Annotated in this window: 21 protein-coding genes; 11 read left to right on the top strand and 10 right to left on the bottom strand. The window is 70.5% G+C overall.

The features are described 5' to 3' along the window. Positions 1-26 precede the first annotated feature (26 nt). Positions 27-668: a PadR family transcriptional regulator gene (locus ACQG07_RS12065; RefSeq protein ID WP_079705064.1), complete on the bottom strand. Its 642-nt coding sequence runs from the start codon at positions 666-668 to the stop codon at positions 27-29. Positions 669-762: 94 nt separating this feature from the next. Between ACQG07_RS12065 and ACQG07_RS12060 the strand changes: the two genes are divergently transcribed. Continuing rightward, entirely contained in the window at positions 763-1,701 is a 939-nt protein-coding gene (locus tag ACQG07_RS12060) for a phosphoribosylaminoimidazolesuccinocarboxamide synthase (RefSeq protein WP_274499381.1), read from the top strand. Between the two features lie 33 nt (positions 1,702-1,734). Here the strand turns inward: ACQG07_RS12060 and ACQG07_RS12055 are convergent, their stop codons facing one another. The 7 genes from ACQG07_RS12055 to ACQG07_RS12025 form a co-directional block, all read right to left on the bottom strand. Continuing rightward, positions 1,735-2,439, bottom strand: coding sequence for a hypothetical protein (locus tag ACQG07_RS12055; protein WP_137242324.1), 705 nt, complete (start codon positions 2,437-2,439; stop codon positions 1,735-1,737). Positions 2,440-2,650: 211 nt separating this feature from the next. Continuing rightward, entirely contained in the window at positions 2,651-3,778 is a 1,128-nt protein-coding gene (locus ACQG07_RS12050; protein ID WP_191940487.1) for a zinc-binding dehydrogenase, read from the bottom strand. A 19-nt stretch (positions 3,779-3,797) separates the two neighbouring features. Continuing rightward, positions 3,798-4,598 (bottom strand): HAD family hydrolase, encoded by an 801-nt coding sequence (locus tag ACQG07_RS12045; protein WP_274499380.1) that lies wholly within the window; start codon positions 4,596-4,598, stop codon positions 3,798-3,800. Next, the gene (locus ACQG07_RS12040) at positions 4,595-5,857 is read right to left on the bottom strand and encodes a TIGR03364 family FAD-dependent oxidoreductase (RefSeq protein ID WP_426738409.1); all 1,263 of its coding nucleotides are present in this window, start codon (positions 5,855-5,857) and stop codon (positions 4,595-4,597) included. The genes ACQG07_RS12045 and ACQG07_RS12040 overlap by 4 nt, the downstream gene beginning before the upstream one ends. Further along, positions 5,854-7,611: a phosphonate ABC transporter, permease protein PhnE gene (gene phnE / locus ACQG07_RS12035; RefSeq protein ID WP_274499378.1), complete on the bottom strand. Its 1,758-nt coding sequence runs from the start codon at positions 7,609-7,611 to the stop codon at positions 5,854-5,856. The genes ACQG07_RS12040 and phnE overlap by 4 nt, the downstream gene beginning before the upstream one ends. Continuing rightward, positions 7,611-8,606, bottom strand: a complete 996-nt coding sequence (gene phnC, locus ACQG07_RS12030; RefSeq protein WP_426738408.1) for a phosphonate ABC transporter ATP-binding protein — start codon at positions 8,604-8,606, stop codon at positions 7,611-7,613. The genes phnE and phnC overlap by 1 nt, the downstream gene beginning before the upstream one ends. A 97-nt stretch (positions 8,607-8,703) precedes the next feature. Continuing rightward, a complete protein-coding gene (locus ACQG07_RS12025) occupies positions 8,704-9,624 on the bottom strand; it encodes a phosphate/phosphite/phosphonate ABC transporter substrate-binding protein (protein WP_159877690.1) in 921 nt (306 codons plus the stop codon). 261 nt (positions 9,625-9,885) lie between these two features. Between ACQG07_RS12025 and ACQG07_RS12020 the strand changes: the two genes are divergently transcribed. Further along, positions 9,886-11,031 carry an alpha/beta hydrolase gene (locus ACQG07_RS12020; RefSeq protein ID WP_426738407.1) on the top strand — a complete coding sequence of 382 codons (1,146 nt, stop codon included), beginning with the start codon at positions 9,886-9,888 and terminating at the stop codon, positions 11,029-11,031. A gap of 58 nt (positions 11,032-11,089) precedes the next feature. Beyond that, positions 11,090-12,520, top strand: a complete 1,431-nt coding sequence (locus ACQG07_RS12015; protein ID WP_274499375.1) for an alanine--tRNA ligase-related protein — start codon at positions 11,090-11,092, stop codon at positions 12,518-12,520. A gap of 14 nt (positions 12,521-12,534) precedes the next feature. Here ACQG07_RS12015 and ACQG07_RS12010 read toward each other — a convergent pair whose 3' ends face one another. Both ACQG07_RS12010 and ACQG07_RS12005 read right to left on the bottom strand, forming a co-directional pair. After that, complete coding sequence (locus tag ACQG07_RS12010; protein ID WP_229940060.1) at positions 12,535-14,586, bottom strand: bifunctional lysylphosphatidylglycerol flippase/synthetase MprF; 2,052 nt, start codon at positions 14,584-14,586, stop codon at positions 12,535-12,537. A gap of 54 nt (positions 14,587-14,640) precedes the next feature. Continuing rightward, positions 14,641-16,236, bottom strand: a complete 1,596-nt coding sequence (locus ACQG07_RS12005; protein WP_426738406.1) for a PucR family transcriptional regulator ligand-binding domain-containing protein — start codon at positions 16,234-16,236, stop codon at positions 14,641-14,643. Between the two features lie 156 nt (positions 16,237-16,392). Here ACQG07_RS12005 and gabT point away from each other — a divergent pair, with 156 nt between their 5' ends. From gabT to ACQG07_RS11965, 8 genes are all read left to right on the top strand, one after another. After that, on the top strand, positions 16,393-17,757 hold the full coding sequence (gabT, locus tag ACQG07_RS12000) for a 4-aminobutyrate--2-oxoglutarate transaminase (RefSeq protein ID WP_426738405.1): 1,365 nt from the start codon (positions 16,393-16,395) through the stop codon (positions 17,755-17,757). A 184-nt stretch (positions 17,758-17,941) separates the two neighbouring features. Further along, positions 17,942-19,408, top strand: a complete 1,467-nt coding sequence (locus ACQG07_RS11995; RefSeq protein ID WP_079705051.1) for an NAD-dependent succinate-semialdehyde dehydrogenase — start codon at positions 17,942-17,944, stop codon at positions 19,406-19,408. A 226-nt stretch (positions 19,409-19,634) separates the two neighbouring features. Continuing rightward, a complete protein-coding gene (locus ACQG07_RS11990; RefSeq protein ID WP_138946360.1) occupies positions 19,635-20,993 on the top strand; it encodes a flavin monoamine oxidase family protein in 1,359 nt (452 codons plus the stop codon). Positions 20,994-21,187: 194 nt separating this feature from the next. Further along, positions 21,188-22,084, top strand: coding sequence for a universal stress protein (locus ACQG07_RS11985; protein ID WP_192018782.1), 897 nt, complete (start codon positions 21,188-21,190; stop codon positions 22,082-22,084). Further along, a complete protein-coding gene (locus ACQG07_RS11980; RefSeq protein ID WP_426738404.1) occupies positions 22,081-23,658 on the top strand; it encodes an APC family permease in 1,578 nt (525 codons plus the stop codon). The genes ACQG07_RS11985 and ACQG07_RS11980 overlap by 4 nt, the downstream gene beginning before the upstream one ends. Positions 23,659-23,762: 104 nt before the next feature. Next, positions 23,763-24,023, top strand: coding sequence for a phosphoribosylformylglycinamidine synthase subunit PurS (gene purS / locus ACQG07_RS11975; RefSeq protein ID WP_426738403.1), 261 nt, complete (start codon positions 23,763-23,765; stop codon positions 24,021-24,023). Beyond that, positions 24,020-24,721: a phosphoribosylformylglycinamidine synthase subunit PurQ gene (purQ, locus tag ACQG07_RS11970; protein WP_064294181.1), complete on the top strand. Its 702-nt coding sequence runs from the start codon at positions 24,020-24,022 to the stop codon at positions 24,719-24,721. The genes purS and purQ overlap by 4 nt, the downstream gene beginning before the upstream one ends. A 273-nt stretch (positions 24,722-24,994) precedes the next feature. Continuing rightward, positions 24,995-25,702: a FadR/GntR family transcriptional regulator gene (locus ACQG07_RS11965; RefSeq protein WP_137242335.1), complete on the top strand. Its 708-nt coding sequence runs from the start codon at positions 24,995-24,997 to the stop codon at positions 25,700-25,702. Positions 25,703-25,811 lie beyond the last annotated feature (109 nt).

Genomic DNA, 25,811 nt, shown 5'->3' with positions numbered 1-25,811 from the left:
CCGGACTGGTCGGTCGTCCCGGAGGTTCAGGTGGAGGGTGTCGGCTGAGCGGACACGGGCGGGGTCGCCGCCTGCTCGTGGAGTGGCGCTCGGGTCCCCGGCACGTGCCAGGCGAGTGCACCGTCGGCGATCTCGGCGAGGAGCGATTCGAGGTGGGCGATCTCGGCGCGCAGCATGGCGGCCGAGTAGGGGACGTTGATCCAGTACACGCGCGGGATCCCGCGCTCGAGCGCCCACGTCATGCGGCGATCGAGGTCGGCGAGCTCGGCCTGCTGCCGGAGGATGCGGGTCTCGAGCAGCATCCGCACCTCCTCGGCGCCCAGCTCGTGCGCCTCGGACAGCGCGAGTCCGAGCTCCGGGTACTCGTTCGTGGGGGTGCTGAGCAGCTCGCGCAGCCGCTCCCCCAGCAGGTGCCGGCCGAGGTCGGTGATCTCGAAGGTGGTGCGCTCGGGCCGGGCTCCCTCGCGGTCGGTCCCGGACGCGAGCACGAGGCCGTCGGCCTCGAGTCCGTAGACGGCGCGGTAGAGCGAGCCGGGGCTCACCTTGACGACGCGGTCCTCCTGGCGGTGGAGCGCGAGTTGGTACATCTCGTAGGGGTGCATGGGGCGCTCGGCCAGGTAGCCGAGCGCGGCGACGGCGAGCAGGCCGAGCGGCTTGACCTTGCCCATGACTCTCCCATCACTCCACGCGAACTATTCCGCATGGAATATACGCGTAACGCCCCGAGGTCGCAAGCCTCGGCGACCGACCCGGCCACCGCCGATGCACGATAATGAACGAGTGAGCGCACCCTCGGAGACCAACGCCTGGAACCACGTCTACTCGGGCAAGGTCCGCGACCTGTACGAGCCGGCCGCCGGGCCAGACGACCTCTTGCTCGTCGTCGCGAGCGACCGGGTGAGCGCCTTCGACCACGTGCTCGAGCCGGGCATCCCCGGCAAGGGCGATCTGCTCACCAGCCTGAGCCTCTGGTGGTTCGACCAGCTCCGCGACGTGCCGAACCACCTCGTGCCCGATCACGAGCTCGACGCCGCGGGTGTCGCGGTGTCCAGCATCCCGGCGGAGTTCGCCGGTCGGGCGATGCTCGTCCGCAAGCTCGACATGTTCCCCGTCGAGTGCGTCGTCCGCGGCTACCTCACCGGCTCCGGCTGGAAGGAGTACGTCGCGAACCGCACCGTCTGCGGCATCCCGCTGCCCGACGGCCTCCGCGACGGCGATCGCCTGCCCGAGCCGTTGTTCACCCCCGCGTACAAGGCGCCGCTCGGCGAGCACGACGAGAACATCTCGTTCTCCCGCATGGTCGAGCTCATCGGCGAGGACGACGCGGTCGCTCTGAAGGACCTGTCACTCGGCATCTACGAGACGGCATCACTGACGGCGGAACGCCACGGCGTCATCCTCGCCGACACGAAGTTCGAGTTCGGCCGCAACCCGGGGACAGGCGTCATCACGCTCGGCGACGAAGTGCTCACCTCCGACTCCAGCCGGTACTGGGACCGCGACGTCTACCTGACGAGCGACGACCCCACCGCACGCATGGCCAGCTTCGACAAGCAGATCGTCCGCAACTGGCTGGCCCACAACTGGGACCAGGACGACGCCTCGACGCCCACCCCGCCGACCCTGCCTGCCGAGATCGTCACGCAGACGGCAGCCCGCTACCGCGAACTCCTGGAGCGCCTCACCGGCAGCGGTCGCTGACCACCGAAGCCATCCGCATCGCGGAGGTGCGGGTCAGCTCGTCTTCCGACGGGCGCGGAGCCGAGCGTTGTCGGCCAGGATGGCCTGCGCATCGGGCAGCGGCCCTTCCGGCACGATGACGCCCATGAGCGTGGCCGTCTTCTCGAGTGCGTCGCGTGCATCGTCGGCCGCGAGCCGCGCCTCGACGAGATCGCATGAATCGTCACTGCCCACCTCGCTGCGGGTGCCGCTGCGCTCCACGAGCTCGCGCTGCAGGCGCTCCGCGGTGGCGTACATGCGCGTCAGCGTCCAGAGCGAGGTCCACGGGAGGTCGTCGCTCAGCCCGATGAGGTGATCGTTGAGCGGGTCGATCCACCGCGACGGCTGGTGCCCGCCGTCCAGGCGACGACGACGGTTGCGTCGTTCGGCCGACACGAGCAGGAAGACGGCGACGAGGATGGCACCGAGCAAGGCACCGACGACGTCGAGCCCGGGCACCCACTCCGGGTCGAAGCCGGGGAGCGACACTGACGAGCGTTCGTCGTGGACGAGTGACCACTCGACGAGCACGCCCACCGTCGCGCCGATGATGAAGCCGCTGAGCAGGAGGAATGCACCGAGCAGGAGCGTGATCCTCCGCCGCAGCTGGTGGCCGCGCTGTTGATCCTCGGTGAGCTCACCTCGTTCCGCGAACGGATCCACGACCATGAGGCGACCACCGACACGGACCACACCAGGGTGGCGAGTCGTGACCGTCATGGCCCGAGGATACCCCACAAGGTGGGTCATGCGGCGGGATTCACGAGCCGAGATCGGCGGAAATCCGCGGTGGATCGGCCGTCGTGACCCCCGGAATGGGGGCGCTCGAAGAGGTCACGTCGCCCTCGGACGCCGTCGCCGAGACCTCGACCGGATCCCGCGAGGCTCGCCGGAGGGTTCGAGCCGGCTCGCGTGACCTCCCGCGGGTCGTTCAGGGTCGGACACCGACGCGCGGGAAGGCGCCCGATGCAGCTGCGACGAGCGCCTCGTCGACGTCCTGCAAGGGGAACTCCGGGCCGACGAGTTCGGCGAACGGATACCGACGCCACGCACCGGTCAGGAAGTCGACCGCGCGTGCCAGATCCCGCGGTCGGTAGTTGTGTGCGCCGCGCACCGTGAGGAGGCGTCGGACGATCCGTTCGGCGTCGATGCCGAGCGGCGCACCGGGCGACACGCTGCCGACGAGGACCGCCGTCCCGCCGATCGACAGCGACGCGATGGCGGCGTCGACGGCACGGGCGTCGCCGGACATCTCGATGGCCACCGGGAAGCCCTCCACGCCCGCCGCCAGGTGCGCGGCGTCGAGGTGCTCGGCGGCGCCGACCGTGGGGTCGACGGTCGCGATGGCGCCGAAGCGACCGGCGAGCAGCCGGCGGGCGGGGTCCGGATCGCTCACGACGACGCGCGCCCCGGCATCGGTCGCGATGGCCGCGACCGTCAGCCCGAGCATCCCGGCGCCGGTCACGAGGACCGCCGTGCCGGGCAGATCGTGCCCGGCCGCATCCAGTGCGGCGATCGCGGTGGCCGTCGCGCAGGACGCCGGCGCGAAGACGGCGGCGGGCGGCGTCTCCCCCACGATCACGATGGCGGTGCCCTCGAGGAGTTCGACGTGGGTGGCGAATCCGCCGCTCAGCTCCCAGCCGCGGTGGACCCGGTCGTGCCCGTACTTCGCGAGCCGGCGGCACTTCTGCTCCAGGCCGGCGGAGCAGCGGTCGCAGACGCCGCAGCTCACGACGACCGACCACACGACCCGCATCCCCGCGACGAGGACCGTGCCGTCCACCGCGGTGACGGGGCCCCCGACCGCCACGACGCGTCCCACCTGTTCGTGCCCGAGGACGAGCGGCGTGGCGGCGTCACGGTGCCCGAGGACGGTGTGCACGTCGGAGCCGCACACGGTCGCCAGTTCCACCTCGACGAGGACGTCGCCCGGCCCGAGCGTCACCCCGGGCACCGCCATCGCCTGGTGCGGGTGCCCCGGCCCCTGCCAGACCATCGCGATCGGCGACGGTCTGATGAAGACGTCGTTGCCCTCGTGCGCGGTGAGCGTCGTGTGCATGGTTCCCCCGGTCGGTCGTTCAGTCGAGACCGAGCAGCGCGGGCAACTCGGCGATGCTCGTGATGATCTCGTCGGCGCCCGCCTCGAGCAGCGTCTCCTCGTCGTGTGCTCCGGTGAGCACCCCGACGACGAGCCCGGCGCCGGCGTTCACCCCGGACAGCATGTCGCTGGCCGTGTCGCCGACGACGACCACGGTGTCGACGGCGCTCGCACCGAACCGGAGGAGCGCCGTCAGCGGCAGGTCCGGCGCTGGACGCCCCCGACCGGCGTCGGCGGGCGACAGGGCGTCGTCGGCGAGTTCGGACCACCCGAGGCTCGCGAGGAGCGCGTCGCGCGTGGCGGGGGCGAACCCGGTGGTGAACACGACGCCCACGCCGAGCTCGCGGAGCCGCCGCACCGTGTCCTCGGCTCCGGCGATCGCCTCGACGCGCCCCTCGCCGACGAGTCGCTCGTAGGCCGCTTCGAAGGCGGCGTTGCCGGAAGCGGCTCGAGCCTCGTCGCCGTCGGTCAGCATGAGGAACACGTCGAGCTTCGACTGGCCCATCGTGTCGCGGACGAGCTCGATGGCCGCGTCGAGCGCGTCCTCGGTGTCGATGCCGATCGTCTCGGCGGCGACGCGGAAGGCGTCCTCGACGACGCCGTCGTCCGAGACCGTCGTCCCGGCGAGGTCGAGGACCACCAGTTCGAGCAGGAGGTCGTCCTCGTGCGCGTCGTCGAACCCGCCCTCCAGCTCGTCGAGGTCGGCGAGGTCGGTCTCCACGTCGTCGTCGAGGTCGGGCGCCGCGGTGCTGTCCTGCTGGGGTCGATCGATGCTGGTCACGAGAGGCCTTTCTGAAGGTGGGCTGATGCGGCACGGATGCTGGTCGGCTGCGCCGGCGAGAAGGTCGGGCCGAGGTGCTCGGCGACGGCCAGCTCGCCGAGCGCGGGTCCGGTGGTCATCCCGATGCCCGTGGTCGCGGCGACCACACGGACGCCCGGGGTCGGTTCGTCGATGAGCAACTCCTCCGGGGCGGTGGCGTAGACGCCCTGCCAGCGTTCGAGGACGTCGAGCCTGGTCCCGAACAGCGTGCGTCCAGCCCGCAGGAGTTCGTCGAAGGCGTGCTCGGACTGGAACGGGGAGACCGCTTCGCCGCGACTGTGGGTGTCGCCGAGGATGATCGAGCCGTCCGGCAACTGGGTCGCCATGAGGTTGACGTCGAGCGAGGCGAGCCCGGGGTGGTCCTGCTGCAACCGCTCACGGAGTGCCGGGATGGCGGGTGAGTCGGCGAATCCCGCGTAGCGCAGGAGCGACCACCCGGTCAGGAGCGGCGCCGGCATCGGCATCGGGAGTTCGGCGCGCGCCCGCACCATGTCGAGTGCGCATCGACGGACGACCGCCCGCTCGGCCAGCTCGGGGAGGAGCGTGTCGATGTCGTGGTTCACCGCGACCACGGTGAGGCCTGCGGCGATGACGCCGCGGCTGGTGTCGACGAAGCCGGAGCGTAGCCCCGTCACGGTCGTCCGGCGTCGGAACTCGACCCCGCGGCGTTCCAGGTACGCCGTGACGGCGCCCAGCGCCTGACGCGGGTTCACCTGGAGGTCGCGTGGCAGCCAGGCGCCGCCCACCACGTCGTCGGCACTGATCGGCACCTGCTGCAGGAACTCGGCCGTGTCGTACAGGCGGACGTCGGCCGCAGCTCCCGCCTGGGCACGGGACGCAGCGAAGTCCTCGAGGACGCGCAGCTCGTCGAGGTGCCGGGCGACCACGTGCGTGCCCGAGCGCCGGACCCACAGCCCAGCGTCCTGCTCGAGTCGCTGCCAGATCTCCGCCGAACGCGCGGCGAGGCGGGCGGCGAGCCCGGCCTGCGGCGTCGCGGCCAGATGACCGAAGTTGCGGACCGACGCACCCTGGGCTTCGGCCGAACGTTCGACGACCACGACCTCGGCACCGGCGTCCACAGCGGCGAGCGCCGCGGACAGCCCGACGATGCCGGCGCCGACGATCACGACGTCCGCGCGATCGGCCGAGGCTCCGAGCGAGCCGACGCCGAGGCCGACCCGCGGCGCCGACACCCCGCCGCTCATCCGTCGTCCGTTCACGAGAACACCCTCCGCATCCACATGGCGATGCCCTCGACGACGAGGACCACCGCGAGGATCATCAGCACGATGGCCGTGACCTGGTCGTAGTTCCCACCCTGGTCCGCCTGGATCAGGTAGTAGCCGATGCCGCCTCCGCCGACGATGCCGAGCATGGTCGCGGCGCGGATGTTCGTGTCGAGCGTGTAGAAGGTGTGCCCGACCAGTGCACGGGCGCCCTGCGGGAGCGTCGCGGCGGCGTAGACCTGTGGGCGCGTCGCGCCGACGGCGGTCAGCGCGCGTTCCGGTCCGGGCGCGACCTCCTCGAAGGAGTCCGCGATGAGCTTGCCGAGGAGGCCGATCCCGCAGATGCCGAGCGCGAGCGTCCCCGCCTGGGCCCCGAGCCCGGTGACCACGATGAGGAGGATCGCGAGGATGAGCTCCGGGATGCCGCGGATGCCGACGAGCGCGAACCGCGCGCCGGTGCGGACACCGCGGTTCGGGGCGACGTTCCGTGCGGCGAGGGACCCGATGACGATCGAGCAGACGAGGGCGATGAGGGTCGCCGCGAAGGCGATCGCCACGGTCTCGAACATCGCCTCGACCATCTGCTCCGTCGTGCGCATGCCGAACGACGGAGGCCAGAGTCGGACGAGGACGTCGGGGGCCTTGGCCCAGAACGTCACGAGGTCGCCCCACTGGATGTCGGACACGACGACGCCCCAGACCACGACCGCCACGGCGAGCCAGGCACCGACGGTGTCGCGGACGCGGGCCGGCGTCCACGGACGCTTCGCTGCAGCGACGATCCGGGACTCGGCGCTCGGAGAGGCGACCGTGCGGCTGCTCCCACCCGCCGCACGACGTGCCTCCCGGCCCGCGGCCACCCGACGCACGACGCGGTCACCGAGTCCACGTCCGGTCGGCTGCACCCCGAGCATCACGGTCCGCACGGTGCTCGACACGATCTCCATGACGACGCACAGCGCGAAGATGACGATCGCGAGTCCGATGCCGAGCGAGTAGTCGAGGGATTTGAACGCGAGCGACAGTTCACGGCCGAGGCCGAGGACGCCGACGTAGCCGAGCAGGACCGAACCGCGCAGGTTGATGTCGCCGCGGTGGAGGACCGTGGCCACCCAGGACGGCAGGACCTGCGGCAGGACACCCGAGGTGAACTCCTGCAGCTTCGAGCCGCCGGCCGCCCGGATCGCGAGTCGCGGCCCTTCGTCGACCTGCTCGATCGCGTCGGCGAAGAGCTTCGAGATCATGCCGACGGAGTGCAGCCCGATCGCGATGATGCCGGGCAGCGAGCCGAGCGAGAACATGAGCACGAGGATCATCGCGATGACGACGTCCGGCACGGCACGGCTGAGCACGCCGACGAACCGACCGACTGCGCGCCACGCCGGCCCTGGGGTCGTGTTGGCGGCCGCGAGGTACGCGACCGGGATCGACAGCACCGCGGCGAGGACGGTGCCGGAGATGACGATCCCCAGGGTCAGGGCGGTGAGCGACAGCAGTTCCCCGGGCGGCGGGAACGTGATCGTGCCCACCCGGTTGAAGAAGTTGACCGCGTTGCCCCAGCTCGCCACCATGTTCGGGATCGAGATCCCGACCTCGAGGAGCGAGTAGACCGAGAACGCGAGCAGCGCGATCAGCGTGAGCACCGCGGCGATCGTCTGCGGTCGGAGCCGACCGACGGGAACGGGTCCGGAGAGTCCTGGCGGGCGGCCGGCGGGCGGTGCCGCCTTCGCGGGTGCGGTGACGACCATCAGCGGGTCCCGCCCGGTCGACGGAGCTCGTCGGGCTCGCGGCCGTCGACATCGGCGTCGAACTCCCACTCCGGGTCGTCGGGCAGTTCGTCCTCGCCCACGCGCTCCTCGACACCGAGCAGGCCGCGGAGGTCGTCGTCGGGGTCGCCGAGCAGCTCGTCGGTCTCCAACTCCACCGCGATCGCCTGCAGCTCACGGGTGCTCGTCGCGACCCGGCCGTAGATCTCCATCACCTCGGTCTTCGACAGGCCGTCGGTCGTGGTGTCGAGGACCACCTCGCCGTGGCGGAGACCGACGATGCGGTCGCCCCAGGAGAGCGCGAGGTCGACCTGGTGCAGGCTGCACACGACGGTGAGTCCGCGGTCGATCGCGATCTCGCGGATGAGGGCCATCACCTGCTCGCTCGATTCCGGGTCGAGGGAGGCGACGGGCTCGTCGGCGAGGAGGATCTCGGGGTCCTGCATGAGCGCTCTGGCGATGGCGACGCGCTGCTGCTGACCGCCGGAGAGGGTGTCGGCGCGCTGGTAGGCGCGCTCGAGGAGCCCGACGCGGTCGAGGTGGCCGAGCGCCTTCAACTTCAGGGTGCGGCCGTAGCCGAGGATGCCGAGACGCGGTCCGCGGACGCCCGCCAGCGAACCGGTCAGGACGTTCTCGAGGACGGTGAGCGACGGGACCAGCTCGAACTGCTGGAAGACGAACCCGACGCGGGCGCGGAGCCGACGCAGGGCACGCTGTCCGAGGGCCGGCACCTCGTCACCGAGGACCGAGACGGACCCGGCGGTGGGCCGCTCGAGGCCGTCCAGGTGACGGAGGAGCGTCGACTTGCCGGAGCCGGACAGACCGAGCAGGACGACGATCTCACCACGACGGATGTCGAGGTCGACGCGCTGCAGGGCGACCGTCCGGTCGAAGCGCTTCGTGACCCCGCGCAGACGCACGAGCGGTTCCGCTCCGTCGGGTGCGTTGTGACGCGCCTGCTGCTCGGTGACGCTCATGGCTGCTGCCTCTCGTGGCTTGCGGATCATCGACGGCCGTTCCTGCCCTTCGACAAGCTCAGGAACCGCTTGTCGAAGGGCGGGACTGGCGCTCAGGTCAGGCCTGGCACTGCTTGGCGTTGGTCTTCTTGCAGATGTCGCGGATGGTGTCGTAGTACGCGTCGTCCACCGGCGAGGTGCCGTAGAAGGTCGCGCGGAAGGCGTCGCTGTCGGCGCTCTTCACGCCGGAGTCGATGATCTGGTCGATCGTGACCTCGGACAAGGCCTTCTCGAGCTTCTCCTTCACGTCGGCGGGCAGCGAGTCGGACTCGACGATCGGCGCACCGGGGACCATCGTGCGGTCGATGACCTTCACGCCGTCGTTCTTCTCGACCTCGGAGTCCTCGGCGAAGCCCGCCTCGCACTCGACGCCCTCGGCGGTCTTCGTCACCGAGACGTCGTGCTTGCCGGCGAAGACCGGGGTGATGTCCTTCTCGGGGTCGATGCCGGCCTCGAGCAGGTTGTAGCTCGGGAACAGGTACCCGGACGTCGAGGACGGGTCGACGAAGCAGACCTTCTTGCCCTTGAACTCCTCGATCTTCGTGATCGACGAGTCCTTCGGGACGATCGCCTCGGAGTAGTAGCCCGGCTCCTGCCCCTTGACGGTGATGATCGACGAGATCGGCGTGATCTTGGCCCCGTTGTTGAGCGCGGTCACGTAGGTGAAGCCGGAGAAGGAGGCGACGTCGATCTTCCCGGCCACGGCCGCCTCGATGAGGGCCGCGTAGTCGGTCGACTCGTGGTACTCGACCTTCTTGCCGGTCTCCTTGGCGATGTAGTCCATGAGCGGCTGGTAGTTGGTCTGCGTGTCGACCGAGTCGGGGACGACGCCGAAGACGAGGGTCTGGTCGTCGACCGCGAAGGTCCCGGCCGCGGCGGAACCGGTGTCGCTGGCGGTGGCGCTCGAGCAGGCGGCCAGGCCGATCGAGAGGAGGGCGGCGGCGCCGAGCGCAGCGACGCGGGTGAGGGAGAGCTTCATGTGCTGGGACGTACCTTTCAGAAGGACCGATGCACCCGCCCGCTCCGCGCGTGGCTCCGGTGGATCGGAACCGCGAGTGACCGACGCGGGCACTGCTGTGTGCCGTACGTGTGATCACGCTACGAGCGGCGCCCGAACAGGGCCGGGCTTCCCGGTGAACAGGAGGTGAAGCCCCGCGGAAGGATCGATCAGGCAAGCCACGGCCGTCGTCCACCGAGCCGCCTAGACTGCTGGAATCCGCCCATCCGAGCAGCAGAGCAGGTGAGTCGTTTGCCCCTCGACCCGATCTTCGTCGAACGAGCGCGGACGCACCGCGCCTACCTCATCTCGACCGCACTCGAGCAGGCGAAGGCTTTCTTCCTGCGGCCGAAGACGACCACCGTCGCGCGCCCGAAGCCCGCTCCCGCGGCGGACCCGAAGGCGACCTCCCCGAAGGCCGCCGGGCCGAAGGCGAAGCCCTCGAGCCCGACGGCGAAGGCCACCACCGCCGGACCCCGCCGCAAGAAGACGCGCGCACAGCACCGCAAGGCCGCGCGGAACTGGGACAAGAAGGAGCTCGCGACCGTCGGTGTCCCGGGCCCGGAGCTGCGCATCGAGGAGCACACGGTCCCCGTCGCCGGCTTCCCGGACGTCCGGATCCGGCTCTACCACCCGCCGACGGCCGACGGCGACCAGGCGGTGCCCGCGGTCCTGTCGTTCTTCGGTGGGGCGTTCCGCATCGGCGGGATCGACTACCCGACGACCGACGCGGGGTTCCGTCGTCGGGCGGCCGACGCCGGCGTGGTCATCGCCGCCGTCGATTACGCGCTCGCTCCCGAGCACCGGTACCCGACGCAGCTGGAGCAGGCCCACGCGGCGCTCGAGTGGCTGTTCGCCGAGGCCGCGACGCTCGGGATCGACTCGGGGCGGATCGCCGTCGCCGGGGTGTCCGCCGGCGGCAGCATCGCGGCTGCGCTCACGCTCGTGAACCGCGAACGCGGCCGACTGCCCATCCGACTCCAGCTACTCGAGGTGCCGGTCACGGACCTCACCGGCGGCCACATCGACCTCCGTCCCGTGCGGGAGATGGGGATCCCGAGGATCTTCGCGATCAAGGAGCTGCGTTCCGTCGCGAAGACCTACCTCCTCGATCGACGTCAGGCGAAGGAACCTCACGCGTCGCCCCTCCTCGCCCGGTCGCACGCGGACCTCCCCCGCGCCGTGATCCTCACGGCCGAGTACGACCCGCTCCGCGGCGACGGCGCGGCCTACCTCGCAGCGCTCCGGGCCGACGGCGTCGACGCGAGCGGGACGATGTACCTGGGCGCGACGCACGACACCCCCATCTTCGGCGGCGTGCTCCCTGCGGCCCGCCGCTGGCACGACGACGTCGTGACCGCCCTGCGATCGCTCCACGACGCGGACTGAGCCGGGTCGCCGCGCAGACCGGCTTCCCCTCGGGCTCGAAAGCTGGAATCGTGTCGGCATGGACGCCCACGACATCCGGAACGCCTACCTCGACTTCCTCGAACGGAACGGCCACGCGCTGATCAAGCGGGCGCCGCTCGTCCCGCGCGGCGACACGAGCACCCTGTTCAACGGCAGCGGGATGCAGGCACTCCTGCCGTACCTCCTCGGTGAGGAGCACCCCGAGGGGCGACGGTTGACCGACAGCCAGCCGTGCGTCCGCGCCCAGGACATCGAGGACGTCGGCGACAACCGGCACACCACCTTCTTCGAGATGCTCGGCAACTGGTCGCTCGGCGACTACTTCAAGGAGACGCAGATCCGGCAGTTCTTCACCTTCCTGGTCGACATCGTCGGGCTGGATCCGGAGCGGATCTCCGTCACCTGCTTCATCGGCGATCCCGCGAACGGCATCCCACGCGACGACGAGGCCGCGTCGATCTGGGCGTCCGTGTTCGCCGAACGCGGGGTCTCCAACGGGATCGCGGAGATCGGCTCCCAGGCCGACGGCGACGCCCGCGGGGTGCGGCCCGGAGAGCGGATCTTCTTCTACGACGGCGGCGAGAACTGGTGGTCCCGCGGCGGGTCACTCGAGGGCACCCCGATCGGCGACCCGTGCGGCCCCGACAGCGAGGTGTTCTACGACTTCGGCCCCGAGTTCCAGGATCCGTCCTACGGCCTCGCGCATCCCGCGAGCGACGGCGGACGGTTCATGGAGATCGGCAACCAGGTGTTCATGCAGTACCGCCGACGCGAGGACGGATCGTTCGAGGAACTCGCCAGACGCAACGTGGACTTCGGTGGCGGCCTCGAACGCATCGCCGCCGCGTCGATCGACTCCGACGACGTCTTCCGCATCTCGCTCCTGTGGCCCATCGTCGAGCGACTCCAGGAGCTGACCGGGAAACGCTACGAGGACGAGACCTCCGCCATGCGCATCATCGCCGACCACCTGCGGGGTGCGACCTTCCTGGCGGTGGACGGCGTGCGTCCGTCGAACAAGGAGCAGGGCTACGTCATGCGGCGGCTGCTCCGACGGGCGATCCGGCTCGCACTCTCGCTCGACCTCCACGAGAACTTCTTCGGCGAGATCGTGCCCGTCATCGCGGGATTGTACGCCGACGACTACCCGGAGGTGGCCGCCGCCCGCGACGAGGTCGTCGCCGTCCTCGTCAAGGAGGAGCAGTCGTTCCGACGCACGCTGGGCGCAGGCCTCCAGATGGTCCAGGGGTACGCCGGGCGGGTCATGACGGGACACGACGTGTTCCGACTGTCCGACACGAACGGCTTCCCGAAGGAGCTGACCATCGAGGAGGCCGAGCGCCTCGGCATCGAGGTCGCTTCCGACTGGGAGGCGGAGTTCGCCGCCGCGCTCGCGGAGCAGCGTGCGCGGTCCCGCGGGGCGACGCACCTCGGCGCCGCCGGCCTCCCGGGCGGCGACACCGCCTGAGGGTCGGCCTCCGCTCAGTCGCGCTTCAGCATGTCGATGCCGGCGCCGGCGAACTGCCGGAGCGTCGCGTCCGGCAGGAACGCGCGGGTGAGCGCCGCGGCGATCCGCGTGAGGTCGCCCTCGTCGCGGTACAGGAGGTAGATCGGCTCCGATCGCGGGTTGAACTTCTGCTTGAACCGGTGGAGGGACGAGAAGCCGTACACCGGCTCCAGGATGCCGCTGAGCTGACCCAGCAGGTGCGCGATGCGCCCCTCGTCGTCCTCCACCCGGTGCGCGAGCGGCGCGCCCGAGAGCGAGAGGATCTGCGCCCCCTCCTCGGCGAAGACCTTGGCCGAGGAGGCGATGAGGAACTCCATGACCGAACCGAAGCCCTCCTCGCGTCGCCGCATGAGGTCGAGCGTCCACCCGCGGTGCTCGCCGTCGGGGCCGAAGACCGGGAGCCAGCTGAGGAATCCGTCGACGTCGCCGTCCGGTGAGATCGCGAGTGCCAGACGGACCTCGGGGTCGTCGGCCTCCTGCAGGGTCCCGAGGGTGAACCGCATCTCCGGCAGACCCTTGTCGCCGACCCAGCCCTCGGAGATGGCGCGGATCTGCTGTCGGACGCCCCAGGTCTCGGCGGCGTAGGTGCTCATCCGGAAGACCATCCCCTCGCGCTCCGCCTTGTTGAGCGCCGTGCGGATGTTCGACCAGGCCTTGCCGGTGAACGCGAGACCCGGGAGGTCGACGATCGTGTCGTCGGCGATGATGAGGTCGCGCCATCCCTCGGGCATCGCGTCCTTCGTCGCCTGGCTGGAACTGAAGAAGCACGGGATGAGGGAGTCACGCTCGGCCGCCTGGACGAACTCCTCGACGCTGGCCTGGAGGTGCTCCGGCGGGCCGAGCGGGTCGGCGAGCACGATCGCGACGCCGGCGTGCTTCTGGTAGGGCACGAGGCCCACCGAGGTGCGGAAGTACTCCATGCCGTCCCACGTGGCCATCCAGGAGAGCGAGCCGCCGCCGTCGGTCCGGATGATCGCGCGGGCGTCGTCCGCCGACGGCAGGTCCTGCTGCTGCTTCCGACCGACGCCGAGCTGCCGGCGTCGGTGGGACGAGAACGCGCTGCGGGTCGCAAGGAGGTAGACGAGGAAGGCGAGCCAGAGCACGGACGTCGCCAGGAACACGTCGGTGTCGCCCCAGTCGATCGGGAGCTCGGCGGGGTCCAACGGAGACAGCGCCAGGTACAGGACCGCGACCAGGACGTTGAGGATCGCCCAGACGACGCTCAGCACCCAGGCCCAGCGGCGACCGAGCCGCAGGCCGTTGGCGACGACGATGATCACGATCGTGTCGATCGCGACGTCGAGCCACGGGCCCTCCGCCGGAGCGGTCGGACCGAACGGGCCGTTGGTCGGCACGAGCAGGGCGACGATCTGGACGACACCGAGGGCCACGCTCGTCGTGAACGCGAGCAGTCGGCGCTCGCGGACGCTGGCCCGCTGGATGCGGAAGGAACGGTTCACCGCGAGGACGAAGAGCACCGCGAAGGCGTGCTCGAGGTCCGCGAGCGAGCCGATGAAGAGGACCCCGATCGCGGCGTAGGACGCGACGATGATCCAGCCCCGCTGCCGCCAGGGCGAGGCGAAGAGCGACACACAGGCGGCGAAACAGGCCATCGTCCCGCCGGACGGACCGACGTCGAGCATCCCGGCGAGGCTCGTCGCCCACGGCCAGGGCAGCTGACTCGCGGCCCAGAGGAACCCGGCGGTGGCGAGGACGGCGGCGAGCTGACCGGCGGCGAAGGTGATGAGCGCCACCTTCGGTCCCCGCCACCACTCCAGCAGGCCGACCCAGGCGAACCCGATCACCGCGAACACGTAGGCCCAGGGCTCCACGACGAGGAACGTCCCGGTGACGGGGGTCCACCAGCGCCCGGCCTCGAAGGCGGGCAAGCCGTAGGCGACCGCGTCCCACCACGGTTGCGCCGTCGTCGACTCCCAGAGGCCACGCCCGACGACCCCGACGACGAGGACGACCAGCACCAGGGCGATCGTGACCGGCACCCGGCCGACCACCGTTCGTATCCTCATGCGCGCTGCCCCCTTCGTGGTTCCACGGAGCACACGCGCGCCGTGCGGTCGAGGCTACAGAACGGCCGCGTGGGACCGCAACGCGTCGCCGTCCGGCAGGCTGACCAGTGCGAGCCAGAGTTCGGCCCGAGCGGCGAAGGTGTCGAGGGGTCGCCCGAGCACCTGTTCGACCCGGGTGATGCGGTTGCGGAGCGTGTGTCGATGGATCCCGAGTCGCCGCGCGGCGGGCTCCCACTGACCGTTCGCCTCGAGCCAGCCGCGGAGGCTCGGCACGAGGTCGGAGCCCTCATCGCGGTCGACGCGGAGCACGGGCTCGAGCAGTTCCTCGGCCACGGCGGCGGCGCGGACGGGGTCGAGCAACCCTGCCATCCCCGCTGCGGCGAGCGCCCCGAACCGCACGACGGCCTCGCCGGCGGAGACGGCGTGCTCGTGTGCGGAGACCGCCTGGTCGATCCCCGTCGTCAGATCAGCGAGCGCGAGGGATCGCGAGAGGCCGAGCCGCCGTCCGGGGGCTGCCGCGATCGCCGCCTCGACCGCCCGATCGACGTCCGTCTCGGTGTCCCCGTCGGCCGCGGCGAGGAGGAGGACGGGCCGTCCGTCCTGCTCGGCGACGAAGAGCGAACCCGGACTGAGCGTCTCGGCCCGTTCCAGCTCGGTGAGGAGCGCCTCGCGCCCTTCGGTCGGCCCGGAGCAGACGCCGACACGAACCGCTCCGGTCGGCAACGGCGTACCGAGCTGTTCGGCGACCTCACGCGCCGCGGTGGTCTGTCCGGCGCGGAGCAGCTGCCAGACGCCGGTGCGCAGCGAGCGCCCAGCCCGTCCGAGCGCGCCGCCCTGCTCGAGGGTGAGCCCGGCGATGGCGACGACGGAGGTCACGACGCTCTGGGCCGCGGCGTCCAGGGGGCCGTCGGTCCCGGCGATGGCGAGGACACCTCGGAGGTCCCGACGCCGACCGAGGGTCTGGAGCGAGACCGTGCGGGTGCGGCTCGCGAGCGTCGCCCCCGACCGCTGTCCGCGGCTGAGGAGCATGGTGGCCTCGCCGGCCACCCGCTCCAGGAGGCGCTCGGTCTCGGGACCGGCGGTGGGCCCGTCGCCCGCGATCGCCACCGGGGTCGCATGCGCGTCGAAGAGCACGACCCAGGCACCGAGCGACCGAGCGAGTTCGGTGACGACGGCGGCCGTCGCGTCGGGGCGGAGCGCGGCGAACGCGATGGCGCGCTGGGCGCCCAGGGCCCAGGCGTCCCTCGCCCGCGCCGCCTCGGTGAGGAGGTCGGCCGCGTACCGGATGACGGCGATGAAGGGGGTTCGGTACGGGACCTCGATGAGTGGCATCCCGTTCGCCGCGCAGGCCTCGGCGAGTTCCGGCGGCGTCCCGGCCGTGATCACCTCAGTACCGAACCCCAGTCCGGCGACACCGGCGTCGGCGAGGCGGGCGACGTACGCCTCGACCTGCGTCGTCGACACCGCGGTCCCGAACTGCGTGCCCGTCGTGAGCAGCACCTGGTCGGCGAGGAGGAACGGCGTGGGGTCCGGCAGGTCGGACCCGGACACCCAGGCGACCTGCCGGTCGAGCGCGCCCTCGGTCCCGGCCACCACGAGCTTGAGACCGAGCGCACGGTGGTCGAGGAGGTCCTGCAGCGTCGGTGCCATGGCGAGAGTCTACGCACGGATGCCGGATCGTCCAACCGATGTCAGTTGCATGGACAGACTGTCGACTGCCTCGACGCGGACCGCTGCCTAGCCTGGGTGCACTGCTCGCGGACGACCTCGGCGCCCCCGCCGGACGCGGCAGCCGAAGGAGTACCGATGACGAGCAGCACCGCAGCCCCCGCGCCCTCCATCCTCGGCGGACCCTCGCTCCCCCAGGAACGTCGCCTCGTCACCGCCATCCCCGGACCGATCTCCGAGGAACTCATGACGCGGAAGCACGCCGCGGTCGCGTCCGGCGTCGGCACCACGATGCCGGTGTTCGCGGCCGGCGCGGGCGGTGGCGTCCTCGTCGACGTCGACGGCAACTCCCTGATCGACCTCGGGTCCGGCATCGCCGTGACCGGCGTGGGCAACAGCAACCCGCGCGTCGTCGAGGCCGTCACCCGACAGCTGCAGGAGTTCACCCACACCTGCTTCACCATCACCCCCTACGACTCCTACGTCGAGGTCGCCGAGGCGCTCAACCGCCTCACCCCCGGCGACCACGCCAAGCGCACGGCACTGTTCAACTCGGGCGCCGAAGCGGTCGAGAACGCGGTGAAGATCGCCCGCAGCCACACGAAGAAGCAGGCGGTCGTCGCCTTCGACCACGCGTACCACGGCCGCACGAACCTGACGATGGCCCTCACCGCCAAGTCCATGCCCTACAAGAGCGGCTTCGGCCCCTTCGCGTCCGAGGTGTACCGCGCACCGCTGTCCTACCCCTTCCGCGACGGCGGGCTCACCGGCCCCGAGGCGGCACAGCGCGCGATCACCCAGATCGAGAAGCAGATCGGCGCAGACAACCTCGCGGCGATCATCATCGAACCCATCCAGGGCGAGGGCGGCTTCATCGTCCCGGCGGATGGCTTCCTGCCGGCCCTGCTCGACTGGGCCCGCGCGAACGACGTCGTCTTCATCGCCGACGAGGTCCAGACCGGTTTCGCCCGCACAGGTGCGATGTTCGCGTCCGAGCACTTCGACATCGTGCCCGACCTCATCATCACCGCCAAGGGCATCGCAGGCGGCCTGCCACTCTCCGCCGTGACCGGACGCGCGGAGATCATGGACGCCCCGCACGCCGGCGGCCTCGGCGGCACCTACGGCGGCAACCCGCTCGCCTGTGTCGCCGCCCTGGCGGCCATCGAAGCGTACGAGGAGGAGGACCTCGCAGCCTCGGCCCGGGCGATCGAAACCCGTATCGTCGACCGCTTCACCGCGGCACAGGCCTCCGACCTCCGCATCGGCGACATCCGCGGGCGCGGCGCCATGATGGCGGTCGAGTTCGTCGACCCAGCCACCGGCGAGCCCGACGCCGCCCTCACAGCACGCGTCGCGAAGGCCGCCCACCAAGCCGGGGTCATCGTCCTCACCTGCGGCACCTACGGCAACGTGGTCCGCTTCCTCCCGCCGCTGACCATCCCCCTCGAGCTGCTCGACGAAGGACTCGACGTCGTCCTCGAGGCGCTGGCCGCGAACTGACGCCACGCCCGCCGGTTCCGCCCTTCGACAAGCTCAGGAACCGCCTGTCGAAGGGCAGGGACCGAGGCGGCCCCCGCCCTTCGACAAGCTCAGGGACCGATGTGGTCGTCCCCGAGCTTGTCGAGGGGCATGCACGCTGAAACACTGTGACCGACGGCACCGACACCACCAAGGAGCTCCACCCATGACCGACGCACGTGAAACCGATCTGCTCGCCAAGGTCCCGAACGGCCTGTTCATCGGAGGCGTCTGGCGCGACGCGACGGAGGGCGCCACGCTCGACGTGAGCGACCCGTCCACCGGCGACGTCATCAAGACGATCGCGGACGCCTCGGTCGCCGACGGCACCGCGGCCCTCGACGCAGCCGTCGCCGCTCAGGACGAGTGGGCGGCGACCGCTCCCCGCACCCGCTCGAACATCCTCCGGAAGGCCTTCGACCTCCTCCAGGAGCGCCGCGAGGAGTTCGCCCTCCTCATGACGCTCGAGATGGGCAAGCCGCTCGCCGAGGCGAACGGCGAGGTGACCTACGGTGGCGAGTTCCTCCGCTGGTTCTCCGAGGAGGCCGTCCGCATCTCCGGACGCTACGGGTCGAACCCCGAGGGCACCGGCATGATGACCGTCTCGCAGCACCCCGTCGGTCCGTGCTTCCTCATCACGCCGTGGAACTTCCCCCTCGCGATGGCGACCCGGAAGATCGCCCCGGCACTCGCCGCCGGCTGCACGGTCGTCGTCAAGCCCGCCGAGCTCACGCCGCTCACGACCCTGTACTTCGTGAAGCTGCTCGAGGACGCCGGTCTCCCCGCCGGCGTCGTGAACGTCATCACCACCTCCAGCTCCTCCGCAGTGTCCGGCCCGATCATCGCCGACCCGCGGCTCCGCAAACTGAGCTTCACGGGCTCGACGGCCGTCGGCCAGAAGCTCATCGAGCAGTCCGCGAAGAACGTCCTCCGCACCTCGATGGAGCTCGGCGGCAACGCCCCGTTCGTCGTGTTCGAGGACGCCGACCTCGACAAGGCCGTGGAGGGCGCGATGGCCGCCAAGTTCCGCAACATCGGACAGGCGTGCACCGCAGCGAACCGCTTCATCGTCCACCGCGACGTCGCGGACGAGTTCGCGAAGCGCGTCACGGACAAGGTCAACGCGTTCCGCATCGGTCGTGGCACCGAGGACGGCGTGACGATCGGCCCGCTCATCGACGACCGCGCGGTCACGAAGGCGAAGACCCTCGTGGGCGACGCCGTCGAGCGCGGCGCCGAGGTCCTCACCGGCGGCGAGGCCGTCGACGGACCGGGCACCTTCTTCCAGCCGACGGTCGTCACCGGGGTCGTGCCGGGGTCCGACATCCTCCGCGAGGAGATCTTCGGCCCGGTCCTCGCGATCGTGCCGTTCGACGACGAGGACGAGGCCGTGCGGCTCGCGAACGACACCGAGTACGGGCTCGTCTCCTACGTGTTCACCACCGACCTCGCCCGCGGACAGCGCATGATCGGCCGCCTGCAGACCGGCATGATGGGCCTCAACGTCGGCGTCATCTCGAACGCCGCTGCACCGTTCGGTGGCATCAAGCAGTCGGGTATCGGACGCGAAGGCGGGCTCGAGGGCATCCACGAGTACCTGTACACGAAGTACACCATGACGCCCATCGGCTGACCGCCTCGGTCGGCACAACGGAAACCGTCGCAGATCGTCGATCCGACCGGCGACCTCGCCATCCTCGGTTCCATCCGACCGCCGGATCCGCCATACTCGACTATCGGCGCCGGTCCCGAGCACCAGCCGACACCAGCACCACCCGGCCCCCGAGCACCACCCCGGTCGCCCGAGCACCACCCCGGTCCCTGAGCTTGTCGAAGGGCCACGAACAGGAAGACACCTCATGAGCGCTATCGAACGCGACGTCGTCATCATCGGCGCCGGGGCCTCCGGGCTCACGGCCGCCACCAAGCTCCGCGCGGCGGGCCTGTCCGTCGCCGTCCTCGAGGCGCGCGACCGCGTCGGTGGTCGCCTCTGGACGAACCACATCGACGGAGCCATGCTCGAGCTGGGCGGCCAGTGGGTCTCCCCCGACCAGACCGCGCTGCTCGCCACGCTCGAGGAGCTCGGGCTCGACACCTACTCCCGCTACCGCGAGGGCGACAGCGTCTACGTCAACGCCGAGGGCGTGCGCACCCGCTTCACTGGCGACATCTTCCCCGTCGCCGAGTCGACCGCGGCCGAGATGGAGCGACTCATCACCCTGCTCGACGAGCTCGTGGAGCAGGTCGGCGTCACCGAGCCGTGGGCGCACGCCCGGGCGAAGGAGTACGACCGCATCTCGTGGAGCGCCTGGCTCGCCGAGCAGACGGACGACGTCGAGGCGCGCGACAACATCGCCCTCTTCATCGCCGCCGCGATGCTCACGAAGCCCTCCCACTCCTTCTCGCTCCTGCAGGCGCTCCTCATGGCGGCGTCCGCCGGCAGCTTCACCCACCTCGTCGAGGCCGACTTCATCCTCGACAAGCGCGTCGTCGGCGGCCTGCAGCAGGTCCCGATCAAGCTCGCCGAGGCCCTCGGCGACGACGTCCACCTGTCCTCGCCCGTGCGTCGCCTCGAGTGGTCCGACGCCGGCGTCTCGGCCGAGGCGGACAGCGTGACGGTCAACGCGCGGTACGCGATCGTCGCCGTCCCGCCGAACCTCTACTCCCGCATCGACTTCCAGCCGCCGCTGCCGCGCCTCAGCCACCAGATGCACCAGCACATGTCGCTCGGGCTCGTCATCAAGGTCCACGCCGTGTACGAGACGCCGTTCTGGCGTGAGGACGGCCTGTCGGCCACCGCGTTCAGCCCGTACGAGCTCGTCCACGAGGCCTACGACAACACCAACCACGAGGACCCGCGCGGCACGCTCGTCGGGTTCGTCTCGGACGAGCGCGCCGACGAGGTCTTCAAGCTGAGCGCCGAGGAGCGCCGCGAGCGGATCCTCACCTCGCTGTCCCACTACTACGGCGAGCAGGCCCTCTCGCCGGTCGTCTACTACGAGAGCGACTGGGGCAGCGAGGAGTGGACGCGAGGCGCGTACGCAGCGAGCTTCGACCTCGGTGGCCTCTCGCGCTACGGCGCCATGCAGTCGACGCCGGTCGGTCCGATCTTCTGGTCGACGAGCGACCTCGCCGCCGAGGGCTACCAGCACGTGGACGGCGCGATCCGCAAGGGCGCCGACACCGCCGAGGCGATCATCGCCCGCCACCAGGCGTAAGCGTCTCCGACCTCCTCGGTCCCTGAGCCTGTCGAAGGGCGCTCCGCTCCCCGACCACAGCCCGCTCCCCGCCCTTGTCGAGCGGGCACCCCCGTCGATACCCTGCACCAACGAAACACCCGCACACCGCCGTGCATCCTGGTCCCGGTCCCTGAGCTTGTCGAAGGGCGCACCCGATCGAAAGCGAACACCAGATGAGATACATCGTTGGCTACACCGATACTCCGGCGGGACGCGACGCGCTCGCGCTCGGCATCCGGATCGCTCGGACCACCGGCGCCCGGCTCGACATCGTCCTCGTGCTCGCGAACGAGGAACGCCCGACGATCACCCCGGCCGATCCCGGCTACGAACGGTTCCTCCGTGAGACGGCCGAACGCTGGCTCGCCGAGGCGCTCGACGCGGTCCCAGCCGACATCACGGCCAAGACGCACCTCGTGTACGACGAGTCGTTCGCGGAGGGCCTCTTGGAGGCCTCCCGCATCCTCGAGGGCGGGCTCATCATCATCGGTGCGGCGCGCGGCGGACTCCTCGGCCGGTTCACGCTCGGCAGCGTCGCGAACACGCTCCTGCACTCGGCGGTCGTCCCGGTCGCCCTCGCTCCGGTCGGTAGCCGCGACCTCCTCGAAGCGCAGCCCACCGGCGGCACGGTCAGCCGGATCACCTGCGCGATCGGCACCCGGGCCGGCGCGCACCAGCTGCTCGACGCGGCCATCGTCGTCGCCAAGAACGCGGTCATCCCGCTCCGCCTGGTCTCGCTCGTCGCACTCGACCAGCCGGAGGGCGCCGAGCACCCCGAAGCGACCGCCCGGGCCGAGTCTCACGCGGCGGAAGTCCTCGCCTACGCGACCGAGCACCTGCCGAAGGACATCGACGTGACCACCGAGATCGCCTCGGGCACCCGCATCGAGGACGCCGTCTCGCACCTCGAGTGGAAGCCCGCGGAGATCGTGCTCGTCGGTTCCAGCCGACTCGCCACCCCCAAGCACCTCTTCCTCGGCTCCACGGCAGCGAAGATGCTGCGGGAGCTCCCCGTACCCATGGTGGTCGTGCCCCGCGACTCCGTGCTGACCCTCGGAGACCCGACATGACTCCTCCCGAAACCACTCCCCCGCGCGACGTCGCCCACCCCGAGACCACCGCGACGGGCGCCCTCTCCAAGAAGGGCCTCGGCGCCGGCACCGTCGGCCTCGTCGGCGCGATCGTCATCGGCATCTCGTGCATCGCCCCGGCGTACACGCTGACCGGTGCCCTCGGTCCGACCGTCGCGGAGGTCGGCACCCACGTGCCGGCCATCTTCCTCGTCGGCTTCATCCCGATGCTGCTCGTCGCCTTCGGCTACCGGGAGCTCAACAGCCGCATGCCGGACTCCGGCACCTCGTTCACCTGGGCGACGCGCGCGTTCGGCCCGTGGGTCGGTTGGATGGCCGGTTGGGGCCTCATCGCCGCGACCATCGTCGTGCTCTCGAACCTCGCGGGCATCGCGGTCGACTTCTTCTACCTGATGCTGTCGCAGATCTTCCAGAACCCCGACATCGCCGGCCTCACGTCGAACCCGTTCATCAACGTCATCACCTGTCTGGCGTTCATGCTCGGGGCGACGCTCATCTCCTATCGCGACATGCAGACGACGCAGAAGCTGCAGTACGTGCTCGTGGGCTTCCAGTTGCTCGTGATGGTGCTGTTCGGCATCGTCGCCTTCGCGCACGTCGCGGGCGGTGACGCGTTCGACGCCCTCCCGATCTCGCTCGACTGGTTCAACCCGTTCGCCGTCGGGTCGTTCAGCGCCTTCGCCGCCGGCCTCTCGCTCTCCATCTTCATCTTCTGGGGTTGGGACGTCACGCTGACGATGAGCGAGGAGACGAAGGGGTCGAGCTCGACGCCAGGCAAGGCCGCCACGGCCACGGTCGTCATCATCGTCGTCCTCTACCTGTTCCTGTCGGTCGCGCTCATCAACTACGCGGGCGTCGGCGCCGGCGAGTTCGGGCTCGGCAACGAGGACATCCAGGGCAACGTGTTCTTCTCGCTCGCGGGGCCCATCCTCGGTCCGCTCGCGATCCTCGTGTCGATCGCGGTGCTGTCGTCCTCGGCCGCCTCGCTGCAGTCGACGTTCGTCTCCCCCGCGCGGACCCTGCTCGCGATGGGGCACTACGGCGCGCTGTCGCCGAAGTTCTCGAAGGTGCACCCGAAGTTCTTCACGCCCGGCTACGCGACGATCGTCTCGAGTGTCGTCGCGTCGGTGTTCTACGCGGTCATGCGCTTCATCTCCGAGGACGTGCTCTGGGACACGATCACGACCCTCGGCATGATGATCTGCTTCTACTACGGCCTGACGGCGTTCGCGTGCGTCTGGTACTTCCGGAAGCAGTGGTTCTCGAGCGCACGGAACTTCTTCTTCCAGTTCTTCTCCCCGCTCGTCGGCGGTCTCATCCTGGGCGTGCTCTTCTTCACCACGATCATCGAGAGCGCCGACCCCGACTACGGCAGCGGGTCGAACATCGGCGGTGTCGGGCTCGTGTTCATCCTCGGCATGATCATCATCGTGGCGGGCATCGTCATCATGCTCATCCAGGCGAAGCTCCGACCGGACTTCTTCCGCAACAAGACGCTCGCCCGCGGCATCGCCGGCGACGCGAACGAAGCGGACGCCGCCCTCCCGGAATGACCCGCTGACCACGACGCCCGTCCGACGCACCTCGTCGGACGGGCGTCGTGCGCTCGGCGCTAGACTGTTCGCATCCCCGCCGCGTCGCAACGAAAGAGACCTCCGTGCCGACCATCGTCGTAGAAGTCATGCCGAAAGCCGAACTGCTGGACCCCCAGGGCAAGGCCGTCGCCGGCGCCCTCGCGCGTCTCGGCAAGAGCGAGTTCACCGATGTCCGCATCGGCAAGCGCTTCGAGCTCACGGTCGACGGCCCCATCACCGACGCCACGCGCGCCACGGTGCAGCAGATCGCCGACGACATCCTCTCGAACGCCGTGATCGAGGACGTCGTGGCCATCCACTACCCCAAGGGCTCCGAGGCATGACGACCCGTATCGGTGTCATCACCTTCCCCGGTTCGCTCGACGACCGCGACGCCCAGCGCGCGGTCCGCATGGCGGGTGCGGAGCCCGTCGCGCTCTGGCACGGCGACCACGACCTCCAGGGTGTCGACGCCGTCATCCTGCCGGGTGGCTTCAGCTACGGCGACTACCTCCGCGCCGGCGCGATCGCCGCAGTCTCGCCGATCATGACCGAGCTGAAGGACGCCGCCGGCAAAGGCATGCCGATCCTCGGGATCTGCAACGGCTTCCAGATGCTCGTCGAGGCGCACCTGCTGCCCGGTGGCCTCATCCGGAACGCCCACCAGCAGTTCATCCGTCGCGACCAGCTGCTCACGGTCGAGAACGCCGACACCGCCTGGACCCACCAGTTCTCGAAGGGGCAGGAGATCACCATCCCGCTCAAGAACGCCGACGGCGGCTACATCGCCGACGCCGAGACCCTGGCACGTGTCGAGGGCGAGGGCCTGGTCGCCTTCCGCTACGCGGGCGTGAACCCGAACGGTTCGCTCGACGACATCGCCGGCCTCACGAACCCGGCCGGCAACGTCGTCGGGCTCATGCCGCACCCCGAGCACGCGATCGAGCCGGGCTTCGGTCCCGACACCCCGCTCGCCATGCGCTCCGGTGTCGACGGTCTCGCCTTCTTCACGAGCGCCGTGCAGGCCCTCCAGGCGGTCTAGCCAACACACGTCGTTTCCACGCCCGTCCCGATCCGTCGGGGCGGGCGTGTTGCGTCGGTGGAGGGAATCTGCAGTGCCGCCCAGGTCCCTGAGCCCCGCCCCGGTCCCTGAGCCCCACCCCGGTCCCTGAGCCCCAATCCAGTCCCTGAGCCCCAATCCAGTCCCTGAGCCCCAGTCCGGTCCCCGAGCCCCAATCCGGTCCCTGAGCTTGTCGAAGGGCGGCCCGCACCACCGGCTACCATCGACACTGGTCGGACCAATCGAGGGGGCAGCATGGCGGAGCCGCTCGAAGCGCTCGTGGCGAGGCTCGTCGAACTGGCCACGCCGGAGCCCGGCACCACCGCGCGGCGCCTGCCTCCGGAACGCGAGCTCGGCGAGGCACTGCAGATGAGCCGCGGCGCCCTTCGCGAACAGCTCGCAGTCCTCGAACGGCTCGGCTTCCTCCACCGCACCCAGGGTCGGGGCACCTCCATCGACGCTCCGGGCGACGACTTCGTCCGCAGTTGGTTCACCATCTCCCGTCAGCTGGGCTACCTGTCCGACGATCAGTTCGCCCGCTCGCGCATGATGCTGGAGGAGACCGTCGCCGAGGCGGCGGCCGGGCTCGTCACCGACGAAGCGGTCGCAGTGCTGCGCGACGACGTCGACCGCATGATCGCCGCGACGCTCGCCGGGGATCACGATGCGGCGCTCGAGGCCGACGTCGACTTCCACAGCCGACTGAACGCCATCGTCGACGACCCGATCTTCCGACTCATGCACGAGGGCTTCAGTCACGTGCTCCGCGAGACGATCCGGCAGCGTCGACTCCGCGCGATCGAGGTGGAGCAGCCGGACGAACGAGGCGTCCGTCGGACCGACAGCGTGCACTACGCCGTCGTCGACGCCCTGGCCGCTCGAGACGCCGAGGGCGCCCGACGCGCGATGCGCCAGCACTTCGAGGACTGGTTGCAGCTCGAAGCCGACGACGGCGCGAGCTGACGCTTCGCGACCCCGACGCCGTCCGGGCAACCTCAACCGGTCCCTGCGCCTGTCGAAGGGCCCGCGGAACACCCGCCGAACCCGGCAACGCCCCTTCGGTCCCTGAGCC

It is taken from the genome of Plantibacter sp. 2H11-2, from assembly GCF_050031945.1.
GTDB lineage: Bacteria > Actinomycetota > Actinomycetes > Actinomycetales > Microbacteriaceae > Plantibacter > Plantibacter auratus.
The sequence above is the reverse complement of the archived record's forward strand: the minus strand, read 5'-3'. Positions and strand labels throughout refer to the sequence as shown.

Excerpts from the sequence above, each read along its gene's own strand:
- ACQG07_RS12065 (WP_079705064.1), bottom strand. The coding sequence starts at position 668 with ATGGGCAAGGTCAAGCCGCTCGGCCTGCTCGCCGTCGCCGCGCTCGGC.
- ACQG07_RS12060 (WP_274499381.1), top strand. The coding sequence starts at position 763 with ATGCACGATAATGAACGAGTGAGCGCACCCTCGGAGACCAACGCCTGG.
- ACQG07_RS12055 (WP_137242324.1), bottom strand. The coding sequence starts at position 2,439 with ATGACGGTCACGACTCGCCACCCTGGTGTGGTCCGTGTCGGTGGTCGC.
- ACQG07_RS12050 (WP_191940487.1), bottom strand. The coding sequence starts at position 3,778 with ATGCACACGACGCTCACCGCGCACGAGGGCAACGACGTCTTCATCAGA.
- phnE (WP_274499378.1), bottom strand. The coding sequence starts at position 7,611 with ATGGTCGTCACCGCACCCGCGAAGGCGGCACCGCCCGCCGGCCGCCCG.
- phnC (WP_426738408.1), bottom strand. The coding sequence starts at position 8,606 with ATGAGCGTCACCGAGCAGCAGGCGCGTCACAACGCACCCGACGGAGCG.
- ACQG07_RS12025 (WP_159877690.1), bottom strand. The coding sequence starts at position 9,624 with ATGAAGCTCTCCCTCACCCGCGTCGCTGCGCTCGGCGCCGCCGCCCTC.
- ACQG07_RS12015 (WP_274499375.1), top strand. The coding sequence starts at position 11,090 with ATGGACGCCCACGACATCCGGAACGCCTACCTCGACTTCCTCGAACGG.
- ACQG07_RS12010 (WP_229940060.1), bottom strand. The coding sequence starts at position 14,586 with ATGAGGATACGAACGGTGGTCGGCCGGGTGCCGGTCACGATCGCCCTG.
- ACQG07_RS12005 (WP_426738406.1), bottom strand. The coding sequence starts at position 16,236 with ATGGCACCGACGCTGCAGGACCTCCTCGACCACCGTGCGCTCGGTCTC.
- gabT (WP_426738405.1), top strand. The coding sequence starts at position 16,393 with ATGACGAGCAGCACCGCAGCCCCCGCGCCCTCCATCCTCGGCGGACCC.
- ACQG07_RS11995 (WP_079705051.1), top strand. The coding sequence starts at position 17,942 with ATGACCGACGCACGTGAAACCGATCTGCTCGCCAAGGTCCCGAACGGC.
- ACQG07_RS11990 (WP_138946360.1), top strand. The coding sequence starts at position 19,635 with ATGAGCGCTATCGAACGCGACGTCGTCATCATCGGCGCCGGGGCCTCC.
- ACQG07_RS11985 (WP_192018782.1), top strand. The coding sequence starts at position 21,188 with ATGAGATACATCGTTGGCTACACCGATACTCCGGCGGGACGCGACGCG.
- ACQG07_RS11980 (WP_426738404.1), top strand. The coding sequence starts at position 22,081 with ATGACTCCTCCCGAAACCACTCCCCCGCGCGACGTCGCCCACCCCGAG.
- purQ (WP_064294181.1), top strand. The coding sequence starts at position 24,020 with ATGACGACCCGTATCGGTGTCATCACCTTCCCCGGTTCGCTCGACGAC.
- ACQG07_RS11965 (WP_137242335.1), top strand. The coding sequence starts at position 24,995 with ATGGCGGAGCCGCTCGAAGCGCTCGTGGCGAGGCTCGTCGAACTGGCC.